This window comes from Devosia sp. 2618 (assembly GCF_040546815.1).
GTDB lineage: Bacteria > Pseudomonadota > Alphaproteobacteria > Rhizobiales > Devosiaceae > Devosia.
Window position 1 is genome coordinate 3999127 of the sequence record NZ_JBEPOO010000001.1, and the last position, 20998, is coordinate 4020124.

At 61.0% G+C, this 20998-nt stretch carries 23 protein-coding genes and 1 tRNA gene; 11 read left to right on the forward strand and 13 right to left on the reverse strand.

Annotated features, from left to right (window positions below):
* Window positions 1–3 precede the first annotated feature (3 nt).
* The 10 genes from ABIE28_RS19780 to ABIE28_RS19825 all read right to left on the reverse strand — a co-directional run bounded on the left by ABIE28_RS19780 (window position 4) and on the right by ABIE28_RS19825 (window position 7896).
* Complete coding sequence (locus ABIE28_RS19780) at window positions 4–1284, reverse strand: glutamate-5-semialdehyde dehydrogenase (protein WP_354065961.1); 1281 nt, start codon at window positions 1282–1284, stop codon at window positions 4–6.
* A complete protein-coding gene (gene proB, locus ABIE28_RS19785; RefSeq protein WP_354065963.1) occupies window positions 1271–2410 on the reverse strand; it encodes a glutamate 5-kinase in 1140 nt (379 codons plus the stop codon). The genes ABIE28_RS19780 and proB overlap by 14 nt, the downstream gene beginning before the upstream one ends.
* A 150-nt stretch (window positions 2411–2560) precedes the next feature.
* On the reverse strand, window positions 2561–3604 hold the full coding sequence (gene obgE / locus ABIE28_RS19790) for a GTPase ObgE (RefSeq protein WP_354065964.1): 1044 nt from the start codon (window positions 3602–3604) through the stop codon (window positions 2561–2563).
* Window positions 3601–4191 (reverse strand): GNAT family N-acetyltransferase, encoded by a 591-nt coding sequence (locus ABIE28_RS19795; protein ID WP_354065966.1) that lies wholly within the window; start codon window positions 4189–4191, stop codon window positions 3601–3603. Before ABIE28_RS19795 ends, obgE begins: the two co-directional genes overlap by 4 nt.
* On the reverse strand, window positions 4188–4706 hold the full coding sequence (locus ABIE28_RS19800) for a GNAT family N-acetyltransferase (RefSeq protein ID WP_354065967.1): 519 nt from the start codon (window positions 4704–4706) through the stop codon (window positions 4188–4190). Before ABIE28_RS19800 ends, ABIE28_RS19795 begins: the two co-directional genes overlap by 4 nt.
* Window positions 4703–5233: a GNAT family N-acetyltransferase gene (locus tag ABIE28_RS19805; protein ID WP_354065968.1), complete on the reverse strand. Its 531-nt coding sequence runs from the start codon at window positions 5231–5233 to the stop codon at window positions 4703–4705. The genes ABIE28_RS19800 and ABIE28_RS19805 overlap by 4 nt, the downstream gene beginning before the upstream one ends.
* A gap of 123 nt (window positions 5234–5356) precedes the next feature.
* Window positions 5357–5623 carry a 50S ribosomal protein L27 gene (gene rpmA / locus ABIE28_RS19810; protein ID WP_354065970.1) on the reverse strand — a complete coding sequence of 89 codons (267 nt, stop codon included), beginning with the start codon at window positions 5621–5623 and terminating at the stop codon, window positions 5357–5359.
* 14 nt (window positions 5624–5637) lie between these two features.
* Window positions 5638–6360 carry a 50S ribosomal protein L21 gene (locus ABIE28_RS19815; RefSeq protein WP_354065972.1) on the reverse strand — a complete coding sequence of 241 codons (723 nt, stop codon included), beginning with the start codon at window positions 6358–6360 and terminating at the stop codon, window positions 5638–5640.
* 228 nt (window positions 6361–6588) lie between these two features.
* The gene (locus ABIE28_RS19820; protein ID WP_354065974.1) at window positions 6589–7362 is read right to left on the reverse strand and encodes an MBL fold metallo-hydrolase; all 774 of its coding nucleotides are present in this window, start codon (window positions 7360–7362) and stop codon (window positions 6589–6591) included.
* 84 nt (window positions 7363–7446) lie between these two features.
* A complete protein-coding gene (locus ABIE28_RS19825) occupies window positions 7447–7896 on the reverse strand; it encodes a gamma-glutamylcyclotransferase family protein (protein WP_354065976.1) in 450 nt (149 codons plus the stop codon).
* A 107-nt stretch (window positions 7897–8003) separates the two neighbouring features.
* Between ABIE28_RS19825 and ABIE28_RS19830 the strand changes: the two genes are divergently transcribed.
* Window positions 8004–8093: transfer RNA gene (locus tag ABIE28_RS19830), tRNA-Ser, on the forward strand.
* Between the two features lie 154 nt (window positions 8094–8247).
* Complete coding sequence (locus ABIE28_RS19835; RefSeq protein WP_354065978.1) at window positions 8248–9450, forward strand: MFS transporter; 1203 nt, start codon at window positions 8248–8250, stop codon at window positions 9448–9450.
* Between the two features lie 129 nt (window positions 9451–9579).
* Here ABIE28_RS19835 and ABIE28_RS19840 read toward each other — a convergent pair whose 3' ends face one another.
* The 3 genes from ABIE28_RS19840 to ABIE28_RS19850 all read right to left on the reverse strand — a co-directional run bounded on the left by ABIE28_RS19840 (window position 9580) and on the right by ABIE28_RS19850 (window position 11802).
* Window positions 9580–10287 (reverse strand): orotate phosphoribosyltransferase, encoded by a 708-nt coding sequence (locus ABIE28_RS19840; RefSeq protein ID WP_354065980.1) that lies wholly within the window; start codon window positions 10285–10287, stop codon window positions 9580–9582.
* A gap of 219 nt (window positions 10288–10506) precedes the next feature.
* Window positions 10507–11394 carry a helix-turn-helix domain-containing protein gene (locus ABIE28_RS19845; RefSeq protein WP_354065982.1) on the reverse strand — a complete coding sequence of 296 codons (888 nt, stop codon included), beginning with the start codon at window positions 11392–11394 and terminating at the stop codon, window positions 10507–10509.
* Window positions 11395–11478: 84 nt separating this feature from the next.
* The gene (locus tag ABIE28_RS19850; RefSeq protein WP_354065984.1) at window positions 11479–11802 is read right to left on the reverse strand and encodes a hypothetical protein; all 324 of its coding nucleotides are present in this window, start codon (window positions 11800–11802) and stop codon (window positions 11479–11481) included.
* 382 nt (window positions 11803–12184) lie between these two features.
* Here ABIE28_RS19850 and ABIE28_RS19855 point away from each other — a divergent pair, with 382 nt between their 5' ends.
* The 9 genes from ABIE28_RS19855 (at window position 12185) to ABIE28_RS19895 (ending at window position 20688) form a co-directional block, all read left to right on the forward strand.
* Complete coding sequence (locus tag ABIE28_RS19855; protein WP_354065986.1) at window positions 12185–13030, forward strand: dihydroorotate dehydrogenase electron transfer subunit; 846 nt, start codon at window positions 12185–12187, stop codon at window positions 13028–13030.
* Window positions 13024–13965 (forward strand): dihydroorotate dehydrogenase, encoded by a 942-nt coding sequence (locus ABIE28_RS19860; protein WP_354065988.1) that lies wholly within the window; start codon window positions 13024–13026, stop codon window positions 13963–13965. Before ABIE28_RS19855 ends, ABIE28_RS19860 begins: the two co-directional genes overlap by 7 nt.
* Window positions 13962–15257 carry a hydantoinase/carbamoylase family amidase gene (locus ABIE28_RS19865; protein ID WP_354065990.1) on the forward strand — a complete coding sequence of 432 codons (1296 nt, stop codon included), beginning with the start codon at window positions 13962–13964 and terminating at the stop codon, window positions 15255–15257. The genes ABIE28_RS19860 and ABIE28_RS19865 overlap by 4 nt, the downstream gene beginning before the upstream one ends.
* Complete coding sequence (gene pyrC / locus ABIE28_RS19870; protein ID WP_354065992.1) at window positions 15254–16312, forward strand: dihydroorotase; 1059 nt, start codon at window positions 15254–15256, stop codon at window positions 16310–16312. The genes ABIE28_RS19865 and pyrC overlap by 4 nt, the downstream gene beginning before the upstream one ends.
* A gap of 243 nt (window positions 16313–16555) precedes the next feature.
* Window positions 16556–17305 carry an ABC transporter ATP-binding protein gene (locus ABIE28_RS19875; RefSeq protein WP_354065994.1) on the forward strand — a complete coding sequence of 250 codons (750 nt, stop codon included), beginning with the start codon at window positions 16556–16558 and terminating at the stop codon, window positions 17303–17305.
* Window positions 17302–18054 carry an ABC transporter permease gene (locus ABIE28_RS19880; RefSeq protein WP_354065996.1) on the forward strand — a complete coding sequence of 251 codons (753 nt, stop codon included), beginning with the start codon at window positions 17302–17304 and terminating at the stop codon, window positions 18052–18054. The genes ABIE28_RS19875 and ABIE28_RS19880 overlap by 4 nt, the downstream gene beginning before the upstream one ends.
* Entirely contained in the window at window positions 18045–18824 is a 780-nt protein-coding gene (locus ABIE28_RS19885; RefSeq protein WP_354065998.1) for a nucleoside phosphorylase, read from the forward strand. Before ABIE28_RS19880 ends, ABIE28_RS19885 begins: the two co-directional genes overlap by 10 nt.
* 31 nt (window positions 18825–18855) lie before the next feature.
* Window positions 18856–19863, forward strand: a complete 1008-nt coding sequence (locus ABIE28_RS19890; RefSeq protein WP_354066000.1) for an ABC transporter substrate-binding protein — start codon at window positions 18856–18858, stop codon at window positions 19861–19863.
* Between the two features lie 57 nt (window positions 19864–19920).
* The gene (locus ABIE28_RS19895; protein WP_354066002.1) at window positions 19921–20688 is read left to right on the forward strand and encodes an ABC transporter permease; all 768 of its coding nucleotides are present in this window, start codon (window positions 19921–19923) and stop codon (window positions 20686–20688) included.
* The last annotated feature ends 310 nt before the right edge of the window (window positions 20689–20998 follow it).

Below are 20998 nucleotides of genomic sequence, written 5' to 3' on the forward strand. Positions count from 1 at the left end.
GGGTCAGGGTCTCGTCTGGCCGTTACCACGGACGCGATATTTGAAACTGGTGAGCTGTTCGACGCCGACCGGACCACGCGCATGCATCTTGCCCGTGGCGATGCCGATCTCGCCGCCAAAGCCGAATTCGCCGCCATCGGCGAACTGGGTCGAGGCGTTGTGAACGAGGATGGCGCTGTCGATTTCGTTGAAGAATTTTTCGACGGCGGCTGGGTCCTCGGCGATGATCGCTTCGGTGTGGTGGCTCGAATAATGCTCGATATGGGCGATGGCATCTTCGATGCTGTCGACCACTTTGACCGAAATGATGGCGTCTTCGTACTCGGTGCGCCAGTCCTGCTCAGTGGCCGATTTCGTTAACGGACTGTTAGCATTGACCACAGCATCACCGCGAATTTCGCAGCCTTTTGCTATCAACGCGTCAAGGATTGGATTGAGGTGGGTCGCCACCACATCTTTGTGCACGAGCAGCGTCTCGGCAGCACCGCAAACGCCGGTGCGACGCATCTTGGCGTTGACGATGACGGGAATGGCTTTGGCGAGGTCGGCGGACTTGTCGACATAGACATGGACCAGACCTTCGAGATGGGCAAAGACCGGCACGCGGGCTTCGTCCTGCACGCGGGCAACGAGCGTCTTGCCACCACGGGGCACGATGACGTCGATATTGCCGTCGAGGCCCTTGAGCATTTCGCCGACTGCCGCGCGATCGGTGGTGGGCACCAGCTGAACGCATCCGACGGGCAGGCCGGCGAGGTGCAGGCCATCGAGCATGCATTCGACAATGGCGTGGCTGGAATGGAAGCTGTCGCTGCCGCCGCGCAGGATGACGGCATTGCCCGACTTGATGCAAAGCGCGCCGGCATCGGCGGTCACATTGGGGCGCGATTCAAAGATCACGCCGATAACGCCGAGCGGCGTGCGGACGCGTTCGATGTGCAGACCATTTGGACGGTCCCATTCGGCAATGACGGTGCCAACAGGATCGGGCAACTCGGCAATGGTTTTGACGGCTTCAACGATCCCGTCGATGCGGGCATCGGTCAGCAGCAGTCGGTCGAGGAAGGCCTTGGAAATACCCTTGGCTTCGGCCGCCGCCATATCCTTGGCGTTGGCGGCAAGGATCTTCTTGCGATGGGCATTGATGGCGCCGGCTGCCGTGGTCAGCGCCGTGCGTTTTTGTTCCGGCGTCGCGATGGCGAGTGCCTTGGCACCGATGCGGGCATTGCGCCCGATCTCGGCCATGATGGTTTCGGTCGAAATTGTCGTTTCAGCCAAGCTCATGGCTTTCCTCCTTGGCACCAACCAGCACCAGATTGTCACGATGTACAAGGGCGGCGCGATTGCCGGCGCCGAGCAGTTCAACAACAGCGTCGCTGCGCTTGCCCATGACGAGCCGCGCTTCGTCGCTATCGAGCCCGGCAAGGCCACGGGCAATTTCGCGGCCATCAGGATTGATGACGGCAATGGCGTCGCCGCGTTCGAATTCGCCGGTCACCTTGGTGACGCCGATCGGCAGCAGCGATTTGCCGGTGAGCAGGGCCCGGGCGGCGCCAGCATCGACCTGCAGCGTGCCCGAGACGGCGAGCGTGCCCATGATCCAGCGTTTGCGCGCCTGGGCGCGGCTCTGGGCGGGATGGAACAGCGTATGGCGGCCGCCCTCGGTCAAAGCCTTGAGCGGATGGCTCTCTGTGCCCTTGGCGATGATCATAGCGGTGCCGGCCTGGGTCGCGATCTTGCCGGCCTCGACCTTGGTGGTCATGCCGCCGCGCGACAGGTGGCTGGCAGCGCCACCGGCCATGGCTTCGATGGCAGGCGTGATCGAGCGCACGACAGGCAGGTGCTCGGCATTGGGGTCTTTGGCGGGCGGCGCGGTATAGAGCCCGTCGATATCGCTGAGCAGCACGAGGCAATCGGCTTCGATCATGGTCGCGACGCGGGCCGAGAGGCGATCATTGTCGCCATAGCGGATTTCGGCGGTGGCAACGCTGTCGTTCTCGTTGATGATCGGAATGGCGCCGAGACCGAGAAGGGTGGCGATGGTCGTGCGCGCGTTCAGATAGTAGCGGCGCTCTTCGGTAATGTTCGGCGTGATCAGGATCTGCCCGGTGACGATCTGGTGGCGACCGAGCGCCTCGGCCCAGGCCTGCGACAAGGCAATCTGGCCGGCGCTGGCGGCGGCCTGCGATTGCTCGAGCGTCAGCGCAACGGCTGACAGGCCCAACAGGCTCCGACCCAGCGCGATGGCGCCGGACGACACGATCACCACGTCGCGGCCATCGGCCTTGAGGGCGGCAATGTCGGATGCCAGATCGGCCAGCCAGGCAGCACGGAGCTTACCCGTCTTGTCGACGAGCAAGGCAGAGCCGATCTTGATGGTCAGGCGCTTATAGGGCGCAAGGGCGTTCATGGGGCGACGCCCTCGTGGTTCGAGGCTCGCCAAAGGGATCGCACCTCACCATGAGGGCTACTGAAGTTACGCACGTTCACCAGCACCCTCATGGTGAGGTGCGAGTGAAACGAGCCTCGAACCACGAGGGAGGGGCCTAGCACGGTCATCTCATGGCGCCCAATTGGGTTCCACTTTCCGACGGGCCGCTTCGAGCCTGGCGGCCTTTTCGGCGTCCAGTGTTTCGATCACGCCGTAGAGCACCATGTCCATGCCCTTGCCGGTGACGCCCGAGATTTGCAGGACGTCGGCCTTGCTGATCTTTTTGAGAATCTTGACCTTTTCCTTGAGGTCATCGGGCTCGATGGCATCGATCTTGTTGAGCACAATGATTTCGGGCTTTTCGCCGAGACGCTCGTCATAGGCAGAGAGCTCGTGGCGAATGGTCGTATAGGCGTGCTTGACGTCGTCCTGCGTGCCATCGATGAGATGGATCAGCACGCCGCAACGCTCGATATGGCCCAAGAAACGGTCGCCGATGCCGGCGCCTTCGCTGGCGCCTTCGATCAGGCCCGGAATATCGGCCAAAACGAAATCGCGCTCACCAATGCTGACCACGCCCAGATTGGGGTGAAGCGTGGTGAACGGATAGGCGGCGATCTTTGGCTTGGCAGCCGAAACGGCGGCAAGGAAGGTCGACTTGCCGGCATTGGGCAGGCCAACGAGACCGGCGTCTGCGATCAGCTTGAGGCGCAACCAGATCCACTTTTCAACGCCGGGAATGCCCGGATTGGCGTGGCGCGGCGCCTGATTGGAGCTCGTCTTAAAGTGCGCATTGCCGAAGCCACCATTGCCGCCCGAGAGCAGCACGGTGCGCTGACCGACTTCGGTCATGTCGGCGATCAGCGTTTCGTTGTCGTCTTCAAACACCTGCGTGCCGACGGGGACGCGGAGCACGGTTTCGGGGCCATTGGCGCCGGCGCGATCCTTGCCCATGCCGTGGGTGCCGGTCTTGGCCTTGAAGTGCTGCTGGTAGCGATAGTCGATCAGCGTATTGAGGCCGTCGACGCATTCGATGACGATGTCACCGCCGCGTCCGCCATTGCCGCCATTGGGGCCGCCGAATTCGACGAATTTTTCACGCAGGAACGAAACGGCGCCAGCGCCGCCATCGCCCGAACGAACATAGACCTTGGCCTGGTCGAGGAATTTCATTTGTCTCTGGCCTTCCAGATATCGCGCTCCGCAATTTCCGGGCGCAGAACCGGGTCCCGGTTTTGCTGGAAACGCGCGCGCGTTAATTCAGTGTCGATATGCTCCACCTCGGCGCCGCGCGCAAGGCAGAGCAGGGAAGAGCGTCCGGTTTCGGTAAATCCGAGCCGCATTTGAATGGCGAGCGATGCCGCATTGAAGTGGTAGACGCCCGAATAAACGGTATCTGCGGTGCTGGCTGCAAAAAACCACTCAAGGCTCGCCCTAACCGCCTCGGTCATGATGCCTCGATCCCAAAAGGGACGGCCCAGCCAATAGCCTATAATGGGACCTTGGGGCCCGCGATGGAACCCCACATGGCCCGCAAGACCCTCGCCGGGCAGGTCGATGGTGAAATTGGTTTCCTCCACCGGCAGGTTTGGCACGCGCGTTCGCAGCCACGCCTTGGCATCACTGAGATGATAGGGAAACGGCACCCGCGCCAGATTGCCCGCCACCCCAAAATCATTGAGATAGCGCGCAATCGGTTCGGCATCGCCAAGCTGGGCCTGACGCAGGATCAAGCGCGGCGTCTGTACGATCGGGTTCATCGTCTTGCTCGCATGTGCCAGCTTTCGCGGGTGAGGCGGGACACGACATGATCCACATTGTGCTGCAGGCACTGTGAGAACCGCATTTCCCGTCCCGTCGTTACGAAACCAAGCTTCTTCTGTACCGCAAGGGATGCGGCATTGTTGTGGTGAGCGCTGGAGGTGACGACTTCTGCGTCGCAATCGGCAAAATGCCAATCGAGCAGGGCGGTGGCAGCTTCAGTGACGTAGCCACGGTTCCAGTGTGGTCGAGCGACCCAGAAACCCAGCTCGTTGAGCAGCGAGACGCAGCCTATGACGCCCTTGCCCGGCAGGTCGATGACGAGCAGCGACTGTTCCGGCGTCGGTGGGCGGGCCTGGCGCAACCAGTCGCGCGCCATGGCCAAGGTGTAGGGATACGGCACGGGCGTGAGGAAACGGGCGACGTCATAGTCGCCCACGCCCAAGGCATAAAAGGGCGCGTCATCAAGGCTTGGCTCCCGCAGGATCAGCCGCTCTGTGGTGATGGGCGTCATCTTGAAAAATCCTGCCACATCAACATCATCGTCTGACCGGCGAGGTTGCCTTCGGTCTCGATGTGTTCGCCTTTTTCGACGAATCCGACTTTGCGCAGGACGTTGCGCGACCCCGCATTGCGGAGCAGCGCGCGCGAGCGCAGGGCCGGAAAACCGGCCGCTTTGGCACTGGCGACGACGGCCGTGGCCGCCTCGGTGGCATAGCCCTGACCCCAATGGGGTTCGCCAAACCAGTAGCCCAGTTCGGGCGTCTGAGGATCGGTCAAGGTCAGGCCGACAATGCCGATGAAGGTGTCGCCATCGGCCAGCACGGCAAAGCAATGCTCGCTATCGCTGGGCACAATGGTGTCGACGAAAAAGCGCGCGTCATCCTCGGTATAGGGGAAGGGCAGGCGCGACATCATCTCGTTGAGACGTCGGTTATTGGCGAGCGTGGCAATGGCTTGGACATGGGCCGCCGCTGGTTTTGTCAAAACCAGACGTTCCGTCTGAAGGGAGACTGGGAGGCGGTCCTTGATGCTGTCCATTTTGCTGCTCTGCTTCACAATGCGAAAAGGGGGACCGGTAAACCGGTCCCCCTAGGAATTTGTGCATTGTGCGAACACATGCCGGGGAACTGGTCACCGGCTGGGTTCACGAAACCTGCCGGGTTATTCGGCGGCCTCTGCCGGGTTGACAGATACGAACACTTGCGAGTTTGCGCGGGTGCGGAACGACACGTGGCCATCTACGAGTGCGTAGATGGTGTGGTCCTTGCCCAGGCCAACGCCCGTGCCGGGGTGCCATTTGGTACCGCGCTGACGGATCAGGATGTTGCCGGCGATGACGGCTTCGCCGCCAAACTTCTTGACGCCGAGACGACGGCCAGCGGTATCACGACCGTTGCGGGATGAGCCGCCTGCTTTTTTGTGTGCCATGGTGCTCTAGCTCCTTACTTCGTCTTGTCTTCGGCCTGAGCGGCCGCAGCTTCCTGGTCGACCTTGGCGCGCGGAGGCTTGCCGGCAACCAGATCCTTGGCCTGCTGGACCCACTCGTCACGCTCGATGCGGCCGTGGAATTCCAGCTCTTCGTCGAACTTGGCGACGTCGGCCTTCTTCCAGGCAGCGATCTGGGTGAGGCTGGTGACGCCTGCGGCGATCAGCTTCTTTTCCAGAGCTGGGCCAACGCCACCGATCAGCTTGATGTCGTCGGTGAAATCGGCAGCTGGCTTTGCAGCCTTCTTTGCTGCTGGTGCCTTGGCTTCAGCAGCTGGTGCGTCGGCCTTTGCAGATGCCTTCTTGGCAGGAGCGGCTTCGGTCACGGATTCGGTGGTCTGCGCAATGCCGACTGCCTTGATGGTTGGCTTGGCGCCGCCCGTCAGGATTTCGGTGATGCGCACGGTCGACAGCAACTGGCGGTGGCCGTTGCGGCGACGATAATTGTGGCGACGGTTCTTCTTGAAGATGATGACCGTCTTCTGCTTGCGGGTTTCAAGCAGTTCGGCAGCGACGAGCGCGCCTTCAACGATCGGAGCGCCGACTTCGTCGCCAACCATCAGCACCTGGTCGAAGGTGACGATCGTGCCGGCTTCGGCATCGAGCTTTTCAATCTTGAGAACGTCGTTGGCGGCAACCTTGTACTGCTTGCCACCGGTTTTGATCACGGCAAAAGTCATAGCTTAACCTGAACGCGTCAAACGCCAGGTCCCATTGTGTCGCGCTCTGTGGCGCCGCAGGCTGAAAGCCCAAATCCTGCGGTCTTCGACATGCTGCCAGTGTTGAAACTGGCGGGCAGCCTCGAACAGCGTTTCCAAACAAAGGAAAACGCGCCAGACCAGCCAGCGCGCATTTCCGGTGGCGCTTATCGAGGCAAATGCCCCAAGAGTCAAGCGCTCTGGGCCGTTTTAGCCGCCCGTTGGATACCAGTCGCGCAGGCGAACCTCAACACCGTCATCGACATTGCTTTCGACCGAGGAGAGGTCACTTTCCCCGTAATGGTAGGGATAGACGATCCTGGGCTTGAAAGTGTTGATCGCTTCGACGGCTTGCTCGGGCGTCATGGTATAGGGCAGGTTCATCGGCAGGAACGCCACTTCGATGCCGGTCAGTGCCAGCATTTCGGGCGTCGGTTCGGTGTCGCCCGCGACGTAGACGACCTTGTCGCCCAGCGTGATCAGGTAGCCATTGCCAACGCCAACCGGGTGATACTGCATCCGGTCGGGCGTGGTGTTGTGCGCGGGAATGGCGGCGATGGAAATGCCGTTGAGCTCGCCGCTTTCGCCATTGGCAATGGCTTTAGCGTTGGTTTTGAGCGTCTCGGGCAGCTTGTCGAACACTTCCTTGCTGGTGAGGATCGGCGCATCACCGGCAATGGCTTCAAGCGTCGGGACATCGAAATGATCGCCATGGCCGTGGGTGATCAGGATGGCGGTGGGCGCGGGCAGGCCCGCATATTGTGCCGCGCCGCCAACGGGGTCGACATAGATGACCTGGTCGCCAAAGCCGAGCAGGAGGCTCGCGTGGTGCACCGGGTGAATGGTGATGTCGCCCGCGGCGGTGGTTACGGTATCGCCGGTCAATGCTGTCTCCTGGGCCCAGGTCTGCGTGAACAATCCGGCGCCCAATGACACCAGTGGCAAGGCTGCCAGTCCGACAACCATACTGCGTCGCTTTACCATCGTTTTCTCCCATTGTGATTGATCTGCGTTCGGAGAACGCAAGACGACGGCGGTGGGTTCGGCTTTCCCACGCAAATGTGAGCGTCAGCCCGGCCGCCCAGCACTAAGGCGTTGCCGCAAGGCGGTGGCAGTATTGGTCTCTGTGCCGAGGACGGTGGCCTTGTGATCGGAGGTCCAGGTGGCAAGCGACCAAGACGGCGCATCCGGCGCTATGGTGATGACCGGGAGATAGGCTTGCGCTGCGACCGGGTGGTTTCCAACCAGAACGGTGATGGTATCCCGCCGATATTCATCGCCCTCGAACGCATCGAGCACCGCGAGATCGAGATCGCTCAACTGGTTGATGAGCAGCCCATGCGCATTGCCATCTGGCGCCGGAACCAAAGCTGGATAGACGTGGTGAGGATAGGGCACGGCGCGGTATTGCGGGGCGGTGGCGGGTTGCAGGGCCTTGGTGTCGATCGGCCTGCCGAGCACGGCGCTCAGCACGTCGGCATCCTGCAGCGTTCCATAGGCAAACAGCACAGCGAGCACCCAAAGGTCGATGAAACCCCAAAAGGGGTGTTGCGGCCTGCCTATTGCTATGTCATAAGCCCGCCCGTGTCGACCACACGCGCCCTAGCGGCGGTTATCGACCTCGCGGAGAGGTGGCAGAGTGGTCGAATGCACCGCACTCGAAATGCGGCATGGGGGCAACTCCATCGGGGGTTCGAATCCCTCCCTCTCCGCCAGTTTTCCCTTAGCCGAAATCGTTGCGATACGGTCCGAACGAAAGTCGGACTGAAAACCGCTGGCATCGCTGATTGAGGCGATCTATCAGGGCTTGTCGCAGGGTTTGCGACGGCTTGGGCGGGGGCGGGTTTCCTGTCATTCGGGAATACGTCATTGAGCGTCGCAGCAAATCCGTCCGCGGGACATGTCGCCGGGAAAACCACACTCTCTGTCATCGTCGCGGTGAGCATATGCCACTGCATCAATGACGTGATGCAGTCGCTGTTGTCGGCAATCTACCCCATTCTCAAAGAGAGCTACGATCTCGACTATGTCCAGATCGGGCTGCTGACGCTGACGTTTCAATGCGTTGCGTCGCTGTTGCAGCCGGCGATCGGCATTTACACCGACAAGCGCCCGCTGCCCTATTCCCTGCCGGTCGGCATGGTTTCAAGCCTGATCGGTCTGATTATCCTGGGCTTTGCGCAGACCTATTGGCTGTTGTTGGTCGGCTCGGCTTTTGTGGGGCTGGGGTCGGCAATATTTCATCCTGAATCCAGTCGCGTTGCGCGCCTCGCATCGGGTGGGCGGCACGGGCTGGCGCAGTCGCTGTTTCAGGTTGGTGGCAATGCCGGGTCGGCAATCGGCCCGCTGCTGGCAGCCTTCGTGGTCTTGCCGCGCGGTCAGTGGAGCATCAGTCTTTTTGCCATCGGATCGCTGGTCGGCATCTTTATTCTGTGGCGTGTCGGCCGCTGGTATGCCGAGCACCGTCGCGCCAATGCGGGGAAGGCGCCCGCGAGCACGGCACTGATCTTTGACAAGCGCACGACGTTCTTTGCGCTCGCCGTGCTGACCATTCTGACGCTGACCAAGAACGCCTATATGGCGAGCCTTTCGAGCTACTATACCTTCTTCCTGATCGATAAATTCCAGGTCGATGTGCAGGACGCGCAGCTGCTGCTGTTCGTTTATCTCGGGGCGTCGGCACTGGGTGTGTTCATGGGCGGGCCAATCGGGGATCGGTTCGGCGCCAAGTTCGTGATCTGGTTCTCCATTCTCGGCGTGCTGCCGTTTACGCTGGCTTTGCCTTATGCGGACTTCCAGTGGACCGTGATCCTGACGGTGATCATCGGGCTGATCTTCTCGTCCGCGTTTTCGGCCATTGTCGTGTTCGCGCAGGAGCTGATGCCCGGACGGGTGGGCATGATTGCCGGTATTTTTTTCGGCTTCGCTTTCGGTGCTGGCGGCATTGCTGCGGCAGCGCTGGGCGCACTCGCGGACGTTACCAGCATTCAGCACGTGTTCTGGATCACCTCGTTCCTGCCACTCGCCGGCTTGCTGACCATCTTCCTGCCGAAGATGGACAAGGTGCGCTAGGATGATGGGGCCATTCGCGCCAGACAGAGCTGGCGTCCAGCCTGTTTGAACAGCATCTGACCTTTAGACAAACAAAAAGGCCAGCACGCCCGAGGGGTGTGCTGGCCTGAAGTTTTGGGTGCGTCGGTCTTACTTGTTTGGCGTCGCGAAGTCGGCGATGCCGCCGTGGGCGGAGGACCACTTGGCGGGTTCGTTGAGGAAGGCCTCGACTTCGTTGAGGACGCCAGCGTCGAAGTGGCCCATTTCCTTGGCGGCTTCGAGAATGTCCCACCAGGTTGCCAGATAGTGCAGCTCGACGCCGAGGTCGGCCATCAGGGTGCGGCTATTGGGGAAGATGTCGTAGAAGAACAGCACGAAGCAGTGGTCGACGCGGGCACCGGCATCGCGCAGGGCTTCGCAGAAGTTGACCTTGCTGCGGCCGTCGGTTGCGAGGTCTTCGACCAGCAGGGTGCGCGCATTGGCGACGACTTCGCCCTCGATCTGGGCGTTGCGGCCGAAACCCTTTGGCTTCTTGCGGACATACTGCATTGGCAGCGACAGCTTGTCGGCTATCCAGGCCGCAAAGGGGATGCCAGCGGTTTCGCCGCCGGTGATGACGTCGATCGATTCATAACCGATTTCGGTGACGATCTTGTGCGCGGCGAAATCCATCAGGGCCGAACGCAGGCGCGGATAAGAGATCAGCTTGCGGCAATCGACATAGACCGGGCTGGCCCAGCCGGAAGTGAAAACGAACGGCTGTGCGGCATTGAACTGGATCGCATCGATTTCGAGCATCATGCGAGCGGTCTGTCTCGCGATGTCTTTGTGGTCTTGCGACAGGCGCAGTGGGCTCATGTCCGTTTCCTTACTCGGGTCAAAATAAGGTCGCGCCAAAAAGCCCCACAGGATGTAATCCTAGGCTCTGTACAGCTGATTTTGAGTGCAACCGGCTCGCTATAGCCTCGGCTGACCATACGCGTCAATCGCGGTCCAAGTTTTTGGACAAGATTACTCAAGCTGGTGTTGTGTTCTCCACACTACAGCAGTTTTGGTCTTCCCGGATGGCCTGCGCCGTCAGTCGTCCCGGCGCTGCGCAAGGATGGTGCGGAAGCGGTCGGCGGCGGCGCTGCCCTTCTTGGCGATCTGCCACTGACGGGCCAGGATTTCCTCGAACGAGCGGACCGCCTCGGGAGCCGAGGTCGCGAGCGCGATGCCGGACGAGATATTGGCCTGATCGCCGAGACGATAGGGGCTGAGGGTGACGGCGGGTGCGTCGGGCTTTTCAAAAATCTGGAAGGTCTGGGCGGGCGGCATGCCGTCGACAACGCCGATCTGGAGGCCAATGGGCTGACGCTCCATCAGGTCGATCAGGCGCTCGATTTCGCGGCTGGCGGCGGCGCGGCGTTCTTTCTTGACCTTGTCGGGCAGATCGAATTTTCCGACCAGACCGAAGTGCAGCATGCGCTCGACATCCTGCGTGCCGACGACGCTGACAATCGGCACGCGGCGCTTGGCGGCAGAGGCGCGGCGCTGATTGAGGATGTCGAGGACGGTGTCGATATAGGTAATTTCGCCAGGCGTATCGGGATGGTCCTCGGGGATTGCCTCGATCAGCATCAGCCGCAGGTAGCCCATATAGTCGTCTGACAGCAGGAGCGACGACACCGGGGCAAAGTTGCCCAGCACGTGCGTGGCTTTTTCCTCGAGCTGGCGCATGCGCTCGAAGAACGAGATGGCATTGTTGTAGTATTCCACTCCCACCCCGAGCAGGGATGGGAGCGACACTTCGAGCAATTCGGAGAGGGCGTCGAGGGTCTGGATCTTGACGATTTCGCCCTTTTCCAGCCGATAGACAGCGGCGCGGGAAATACCGATTTCGGCGGCAATTTCCTCGGCCGTCAGGTTTTTGCCGAGGCGATAGGCCCGCAGGCGCAACCCGATCTCTTCAAACTGAATGGCCATCGTTCCCGCTTCGTCTAAGTTTTGATACCTCAGATGTAGCGCAGGCTGGCAGCCGTTGGTAGTGCTTGTGCCGTCGACTAACTTCTATTGCTGGACAGGCGCGGCCGTCAGGTCAACCAGGGCAAGCTGGTTGAGGAAGGCGAGCTGATCTGCATCGGAGCCGGCAAGGGCGCTCTGGCCGGAGGCGACCAGTTGGCGCAGGACGGTGATCGAAGCCTGAGCGAGGTCCACCGGCAGCGGCATGCCGTCGTAAAATGAGACAAACCGCGCGGCCGCTGCGTTCAGCAGCACGTAGAGCGCACTGTGTTGGTCGTCCGTGCGCTGCAGTTCTGAACACTTGCGCTGGAACTCTATGTAGGTCCCAATTCCGCCGCTCTGCTCGAGCAACCAGCTTTCAAGATTTTCCATCTTCGTCTCCCATCCGCCTGTGCGGCAGACTAAGTGCTGTAAAAGAGATTTGTATCAAAACGGAGACTGAAGGAAAAGAGGGGCGAGGCTGCGGTTTGGCGAAAAATTTGACATTGCGCCACGCCTGACGGCCTCAATGCCGAAATTACTATTGATTATCAGTGTGTAAGATCAGGCGCAGGCTGGAGTTTGGCATCGGGTCCCCTGTCGCCGCAGAACTGTCCGCATCGCCGCCCGCTTGACAATTCCCTGAAATCCCGCTCAATCTCAAAATTGAGACAACGCGGTGGTTTGTGCCGTTTACGGAACCTTCTGGCCAAATTGAAGCTGCCCGACAGGGGTGGCGACTGTTGAGCCGGGGAGCGATTCACAAGGGTTTTCAATGCAGTCCATGCTTGCGCCATCGGTTCATGACAGCTCTGCGCCGCAGGGTGATGTCGATGATGTGGTCGCGACTGTGGTGTCGCATCAGCGGGTCAATGCCGAATACAATCTGCTGGTGCTGGCCGCGCAGGCGCCGGCCTGCAATGCGGTGGCCGGGCAGTTCTTCAATCTCGAATGTCCTTCTGACGGGGATGATCAGCCGTTCTTCCGTCGGCCGATGAGCACCTACAAGGCCGATCCGGTTCGCGGCGAGGTCGAGTTTTTGTACAAGGTCACCGGCGCGGGGACGCGCGGCCTGGCAACCCTCAACGCAGGCGACGAGATGCGGATCCTTGGTCCGCTTGGTCATGGCTTCACGCTCGATCCGGCATGGAAAAATATCGTTATTCTGGGGCGCGGCGTTGGCTTGGCGACCCTGGCCCCGCTGGCCGAACTGGCGGCAGCAAATGGCGTTGGCGTGACCGCGATCATCAGCGCCCGTGGGCCTGAGCAGGTGATGTCGGTCGAACGGTTTTCGGCGCTCGGTGCGCGCATCGAGACGGTGCTCGACAGCGATGGCAGTAGCGCGCCAGATAATGTCGAGGCGGTGCTGCGCGCGCTGCACGGGCAGGGCTATGCCGATGCGCTGTTCACCTGTGGCTCGAACCGGCTGATGCTGCTGATGCAGCGCCTTGGGGCTGAACTGAACATTCCGGGGCAGGTGGCCATGGAGCAACATATGGCCTGCGGGCTGGGCATGTGCTTCTGCTGCGTGCGCAATTTCAAGGTTGGCGACAAGGTCGACAGTCGACGCGTCTGTTGGGATGGTCCGGTATTCGATCTGCAGGAGGCGCTCTCTTGGTAGTCGATCTCAGCGTCAATGTTGGCGGGCTGAAGCTGGCCAATCCGGTGATGCCGGCGTCAGGCACGTTTGCCGAAGGGCTGGCGGGCGTGATCGCCTTCGACAGTCTTGGCGCGATGGTAACCAAGACCATTACGGCTGAGCTGCGTGGGGGCAATCCAACGCCACGCGTGGCCGAAGTGCGCAATGGCATGCTCAATTCGATCGGTATTCCGTCCAAGGGCATCACCTATTTTCTCGAGCAAACGCTGCCGTTCTATCGGCAGTTCAACAGTCCGCTGGTGGTCAGCATTTCGGCGCCCACCATGGATGCGTTTGCCGAGGCGGCTGCGCTGCTCGATGTCGATGGCATCGCGGCCATCGAAGCCAATATTTCGTGCCCCAATATCGAAGAAGACGGCAAGGCGTTCGCCATGAACGCGGTTTCGACCAGCCAAGTGGTGACCCGCCTGCGGGCCGCGACCTCCAAGCCGATCTGGGCCAAGCTGACACCCAACACCGGCGATATTTCGAGCGTGGCGCGCGCGGCCGAAGAAGCAGGTGCCGATGCGCTGGTGGTGGCCAATACCATCCTCGCCATGTCGATCGATATCGAAAGCTTCCGCCCGACGCTGGGCAATATCATGGGCGGCATGTCGGGCCCGGCGGTCAAGCCGATCCTCGTGCGCATGACCCATCAATGCGCCAAGGCCGTGCGCATCCCGATCATCGGCTGCGGTGGCATTTCGACGACCGAAGACGCGGTCGAATATATGTTGGCTGGCGCGACGGCGGTGCAGGTTGGCACGGCGACCTTCCTCCGCCCCAAGGCGATGATCGAGATCATTGCGGGTCTGTCGACGTTCTGCGCGCGCAAGGGCATTGGCCGGGTGGCCGAGTTGACCGGCGCCGTGGTGGAACTTGATATGGAAATGAGTGCATCGGAGGCGTTGCCGTGAGCCTCACCACGTCGATTGCCAACAGCAATGATCTGGCGCCCGAAGACCTGGCGCAGTTGCTCTTTGACCGGCTGACCGCCGAGACCTTCGATGGCGTTGGTATCACCCGCGAATGCTATGCCGATGGCGAGAATGCCGCGCTGGCGATTTTCCGCACGGTGGCCGAGGATTTTGGCCTCGTGACCGATATCGACCCCGCCGGCAATCTGATTTTCCGCTCGGCGCATGACGATGGCGTGCAGCCCGCACACTATACTGGCTCGCATGCCGACTCGGTGGTGCAGGGTGGCAATTTCGACGGCGCGGCCGGCATCATTGCGGGGTTGCTCTGCCTGATCAAAATCAACCGCAGCGAGACGCGGCTGCGCAAGCCGGTGCGCGTTATCGCGCTGCGGGGCGAGGAAAGCTCGTTTTATGGGCGTGCCAATATCGGTTCGCGCGCCTTGTTCGGACAGTTGCAGCCGGCCGATCTGGCAGCCAAGTCGCGTGGCGTGGGGCGCACGCTGGGCGAGGCCATGGCCTCTGTTGGTATCGATGTCGGTCCGATCAGCCGCTCCGAGACGCTGTTTGATCCGCGTCAGGCGCTGAGCTATCTCGAACTGCATATCGAGCAGGGCCCGGTAATGATCGCGCGCAACCTGCCGACGAGCGTCGTCACCGGCATTCGTGGCAATGTGCGGCATCGACGGATTGTCTGCGTTGGCGAGGCTGGGCATTCGGGCGCGGTGCCACGTTGGCTGCGCAAGGATGCGGTGTTTGCTTTTGCCGATCTGATCCAGCGGCTCGATGAGCACTGGCAGATCCTGCTGCAGCGCGGGCTCGATCTGGTGATCACTTCGGGCATCGTTTCGACCGAACCGGACGAGCACTCGATCAGCCGAATCCCGGGCGAAGTCGCGTTCAGCTTTGAGATTCGCAGCCAGAGCCACGATACGCTCGAGGCGTTCTATCAATTGTTCCGCGCAGAATGTCGCACCATCTCTGCCCTGCGCTCAGTGCAATTCGAGTTCGACGAGCGGGTCGATACCGAACCGGCGCGCATGGACCCGGCCATCATCGCCAAGCTGACGGCTGCCTCCGAAGCCCTTGGTCTTACAACTGAATTGATCCCGAGCGGCGCCGGACATGATGCTGCAGTGTTCTCCAATGCCGGTATTCCGTCCGGCATGATTTTTGTGCGCAACGCCAACGGGTCGCACAATCCGCAGGAGCAGATGGAAATCGCGGACTTCATGGTTGGCGTCGATGTGCTGTATCACGCGCTGATCAGCGAATCGGAACCCGTAACATGACCAACCTCACCTTCCGCCGCCCCGATGATTGGCACGTGCATTTCCGCGATGGCGCGGTGCTGCAGCATGTGGTGCCACTGACCGCTCGCCAGTTTGCGCGCGCCATCGTCATGCCCAATCTGGCGCCGCCTGTGACGACAGCCGCTGATGCCGCCGCCTATCGCGAGCGAATTCTGGCAGCGCTGCCGCCAGGTGTCGATTTCCAGCCGTTGATGACCTGCTATCTGACCGACCATACCGATGCGTCCGATCTGATTGCCGGGTTCCGCGACGGCATCTTTACGGCGGCCAAGCTTTATCCGGCTCACGCCACGACCAATTCGGCGCATGGTGTCAGCTCGATCGACAAGATCCAGGCGGTGCTCGACGCTATGGCCGAGTTCGGCATGCCGCTGCTGGTGCATGGCGAAATCACGCGCAGGGAAGTCGATCTGTTCGACCGCGAGAAGTACTTCATCGATGAAGTGCTGACGCCATTGCTGCGGCGCCATCCGACGCTGCGCGTGGTGATGGAGCACATTACCACCGAAGACGGCGCGCAGGTCGTTGCGTCCTATCCCGAGCGGATGGGCGCGACCATCACGCCACAGCATCTGCTCTACAATCGCAACGCGATGTTTGAGGGTGGGTTGCGGCCGCACCTTTATTGCCTGCCGGTGCTCAAGCGCCGCAAGCACCAGTTGGCGCTGCGCAAGGCGGCAACGTCGGGGCTGTCCAACTATTTCCTTGGGACCGACTCCGCACCGCATCTGCGCCACCTCAAGGAGGCCTCGTGCGGTTGCGCTGGTGTGTTCAGCGCGCCGGTCGCCATCGAAGCCTATTTGCATGTTTTTGCCGAAGAAAACGCCCTCGACAAGTTCGAGGCCTTTGCCTCGCTGAACGGGCCGACCTTCTACAAAATGGCGCCGAACGAGGAACGCGTCACCTATACGCTGACGCCGGGTGAGACTGTTTCCAATGTGAAGATCGACGATGCCGGCGAGTTGGTGAGCCTGTTCTCGGGCGAAACCCCCTCCTGGCGGGCACTGGCCGATGCGCTGGAGCCGGGCAAATAATGAGCCCCTGCATCGACTTAACCACAATCGCAAAATCAGCCGCCGTCGGGGCGGCTGGAAAGCGCCGCGCTGTGGGCCTTTCAGGCCTGTGCACAAGCGCTCTAAGGGCCTGCGCTATCTTGTCAGACCGGGCCCTGCAGGGCTTGACAATATCCCTAAATCGACGGCCATTATCTCAATAATTATATGAAAGGCCATTTTGTCCAATTTTTTGGACAGACTGGCGATCTGGAGTGGAATGCCATGGTGCTTGTTCAAGCAAAGGATGTCGCAAAGACGTTTCTGTCGCGCAACGGCGAAACCGTCGAGGCTTTGGCGCCAACATCGATCGACATCCGTGAGGGCGAGTTCCTCAGCCTGATCGGCCCATCGGGTTGCGGCAAGTCGACCTTGCTGCGCATCCTGGCCGGGCTGATCAAGCCAAGCGGTGGTACGCTTGAGTGGAAGAACGGCGCCCCCACCAAGGGCAATGATATCGGCTTCGTGTTTCAGGAAGCTGTGCTGCTGCCCTGGCTGAACATTCTGGACAATGTCCGCTTCCCGCTCGATGCCTTTGGTACCCCGCGCAAGGATGGCGATGAGCAGGCCCGTCAGATGCTGGCGCTGGTCGGTCTCAAGGACTTTGCCAAGGCCCTGCCAAAGGAGCTTTCCGGCGGCATGCGCCAGCGCGCTGCGATTGCCCGCGCTCTGGTCTATCGTCCGCGCGTCGTGTTGATGGACGAGCCGTTTGGCGCGCTCGATCTGCTCACCCGTGATCGGATGAATGACGAGCTGCTCCAGATCCGTCAGGAAGTCGGCGCGACCATCGTTTTCGTGACCCACTCGATCGAAGAAGCTGCCTATCTCTCTGACCGCGTTGCGGTGATGTCGGCCCGTCCAGGCCGTATCCGCGCCGTACACACGATCGACCTGCCCAAGCCGCGCTCGGAAGCGACCAAAGACCTCGCCGAGTTCTACACGTGGCTGTCGACGCTGCGGAAGGAACTGAAATGAGCCTTCTCACTTCCCGCCCGGTCATGGCGGTCTTTACAACGCTGATCCTGATCGCAGCGTGGTGGGGCTATGTGACGGCGTTCAACGTACCGCCATTTATCCTTCCGCCGCCACAGGCCGTGTTTGCTGAACTGGTTCGCCTGTTCGGCACGGGCGCCATCTGGCCGCATCTGGGCCATACGCTGGGCATCATCGTTGCCGGTTTCGCGCTGGGTTCGCTCGGCGGGTTCGGCCTCGGCTTCATCCTTGCCAAGTCGCCGCGGATCGAGCGCATCGTCGCGCCGTATCTGTTGTTCTTCCAGACCGCGCCCAAGATCGCTCTGGCACCGCTGTTCATCCTGTGGTTCGGCCTTGGCCTCACCTCCAAGATCGTGCTGACCGTGTCGCTGGTGTTCTTCCCGGTTATGATCGGCACCATTCTGGGCCTGCGTTCGGTTTCGACCAATCTGCAGAACTTCTGCGATATCCTAAAGCTCAGCCGCTGGCAGCGCCTGCGTCTGGTTGAACTGCCAGCCGCCGTTCCGGAAATCTTTGCTGGCCTCAAGGTCGGCGCTATCCAGGCAACCATTGGCGCCATTCTGGCCGAGTGGCTGTCGGGTGGCACGGGCCTTGGCTATCTGATGGTTTTTGCCGGCACGACTTACAAAGCGCCGCTGCTGTTTGCCATGGTGCTGGTCACCTCGGCGCTCGGCATCCTGATCTACCAGACGCTGGCGCTGGCCGAGAAGTGGTTGCTGTCATGGCGCTAGTTGATCGTTCCGCAGCCTGGCCCTGGCAGGGCGACAAGCCCGTCCATATTCCGCGCCCTGATGTGGTGCCGGCAGGCTTCCTGCTGCCGGGCGATCCGGCGCGCGTCGATATGGCCGCCTCGGTGCTCGAAGATTTCGTCATTGTCGGACAGAACCGCGAATTCCGCATGGGTCTGGGTCGCCACAATGGCGTGACCATCGGCGTCTGCTCCACCGGCATTGGTGGTGCATCGACCGAAATCGTCGCCGTGGAACTGGCAGCCCTCGGGGTTCGCGCCATCATCCGCACCGGCGGCATGGGCGCCATGGCAGCTGATCTGGAACTGGGTGATTTCGTCATCGCACAGTCCGCCATCGCCAATAGCGCCTGCGCGCGGCCCTATGCGCCGGGCACGGAAAACGTCGCTGCCGATCCAGACGTGGTGCGCTATCTCGATGAAGCGCGTCAGGCCCGTGGCCTGCGTGGTCGTCTGGGCATCACCGCGACTGCCGATGGCTATTATCGGGCGCAGGGGCGTCCGGACCATCGCGGTGGCGATCCCATGCCAGCCATTCTCGACGGCCTTGCCGCGCGCGGTGCCGATGGCATGGAAATGGAAGCCGAAATCATCTTCGCCGTCGGCGCAGCCCTTAACGTCAAGGCTGGTGCCGTCATGGCCGTCCACGCGCATCGGCGCAGCGATGGCTGGCTCGAAGATTACGAAGAAACTCAACGCAACGTCGTTCGCATCGGCGCCGATGCCCTCGTTCGCGCTCTGGGCTCAAACTGAAATTCAGTCATCTAATATACGGAGGAATACCATGAATCTGATTTCGAAGCTTTTGAGGGGCGCTGCCACGCTGGTAGCCGCATCCGCTTTCGCATTCACCGGCGCGCAGGCGCAGGATCTGCAGCACGTCACCATCCAGATCGACGGCGCTGCTGTTCCCTACTATCTGCCGCTCTATGTTGCCGATCACTACGGCTACTTCAAAGACGCTGGCCTTGAGGTCGAATTCCTCTATGCCAACGCTGCTGATATCCTCAACAACGTCGCCGTCGGCAACGTGCAGTTCGGCTTCCCCAATGGCGACTCGGTGATCAATGCCCGCGCCAACGGCCTGCCGATCAAGGTTGTGCACACCACCTACCAGCAGGGCATCGGCGCGACGCTGTTCAAGACCGCCAGCGGCATCAAGACCCCAGAAGATCTGGTCGGCAAGCGCGTTGCGGTGACCAGCTATGGTAGCCCCAACTACATCCAGCTGCAGGTCATGATGGCCAAGGTTGGCAAGAGCATCGACGACGTTCAGGTCGAAATCATCGGCACCGGCGCCATCCTCGACGCACTCAAGGCCGACCAGGTCGACGCCATCGTGTTCTCCATGCTGCGTTACTATGCGCTGCAGGGCGAAGGCATCGATGTCGGCATGATCCGTTCCGACGACTACCTGCCCAGCAAGGGCAACGTCATCGTGACTTCGGAAAGCTACCTGGGCGAAAATCCAAAGGTTGTCGCCGGCTTCATCGAAGCGCTCAACAAGGGCATCCAGCATATCGTCGACGGCAATGTCGCTGACGAGGTCAAGATGTCGGTTGCCGACTACACCCCAACCTTTGCCGGCCAGGAAGAGCTCGTCACCGAGATCATCTCGGAAGTGTTCGTCAAGACGCTGTGGCAGAGTGCCGACACCGCCGCCCACGAACTGGGCTATGGCAACCTGCCAGCATGGCAGGCCGCTATCGACACCGCCGTCGAATACGAAGTCATCCCAGCCGGTTTCTCGGCCGCTGACCTCGTCGTCGAAACGCCGTCTTCGATTCAGTAAGCCAATCTTGCGACCCGGTGGTTTGTCCACCGGGTCGGCATCTCAATGGAGCTTGTCATGCGGGCCATCATCTCACTGGTTATCTTCCTGGCGCTGTGGAGCCTGGCACTCGTTGTGTTCAACGTGCCCAGCTATCTGGTGCCGTCGCCGTGGCAATTGCTCGAAAAGACCTGGTTCCTGCTGACCAAGGCCAGCCTGCTGTCCCATATTCCGGTGACGGTGTTTGAAATTGTCGCGGGCTTCGCCATCGGCATCGTACTCGGCATTGCTGCCGCCGTGCTGTTCGTGCGCTATCCGATCGTTGAAAACCTGCTCAACCCCCTGATCGTCTTCGTGCAGACCGCCCCCAAGATCGCCATCGCGCCGCTCTTGCTGCTGTGGCTCGGGCTGGGCGTTACGCCAAAGATCGTTCTGGTGGCTATCGTCACCTTCTTCCCCATCCTGTCGAATATGCTGAGCTCGCTGCGCTCCCTGCCGCCGCAGCTGCAGGAGTTCGCCACCATCCTCAAGCTGTCGACCTTCCAGCGCATCTGGCGCATCGAGCTGCCGCAGTCGCTGCCCATGCTGTTTTCTGGCATGAAGGTTGGCGCGACGCTGGCCGTCACCGCCGCCGTGATCGGCGAACTGATGGGCGCCAAGGCCGGCCTTGGCTATCTCCTCAGCCTCGGCCAGGAAACCTCGGACGTCAGCCTCGTGCTGGTCTCGGTCTTTATCCTCTCGATCATCGGCTACCTGCTCTACCTCGCCATCGTCATCGCCGAACGCCGCATGCTCAGCTGGCACGACAGCACGAACGACGCCTATCAGCTGTCGGCTGAGGGGTAAGGAATATTGGGCGGGTCATTCTATGGCCGACCCATTGTCGTATCTTCCAAACGACCGCTCAAAATAATGCTCGGCGTTTGTGAGGCGTGACATTGCCTCACAACCGGTGCGTCACTGACTAGCGTTCTCCCTGCAACTTGCTCTGGGACGCGAACGCTGAGGCGACGATGTTTTGACCTCCGTTGCTTCGGGTTGCTGAAAACACCGCGCCGATCTGGCTGGATCTCCACTCCCTCCCGTCCGCCTCACCCCTCACAAAACAGCTAACTCCAAACGCTGCGAATTTTGGAACGGCGTTTTCTATGTGCCG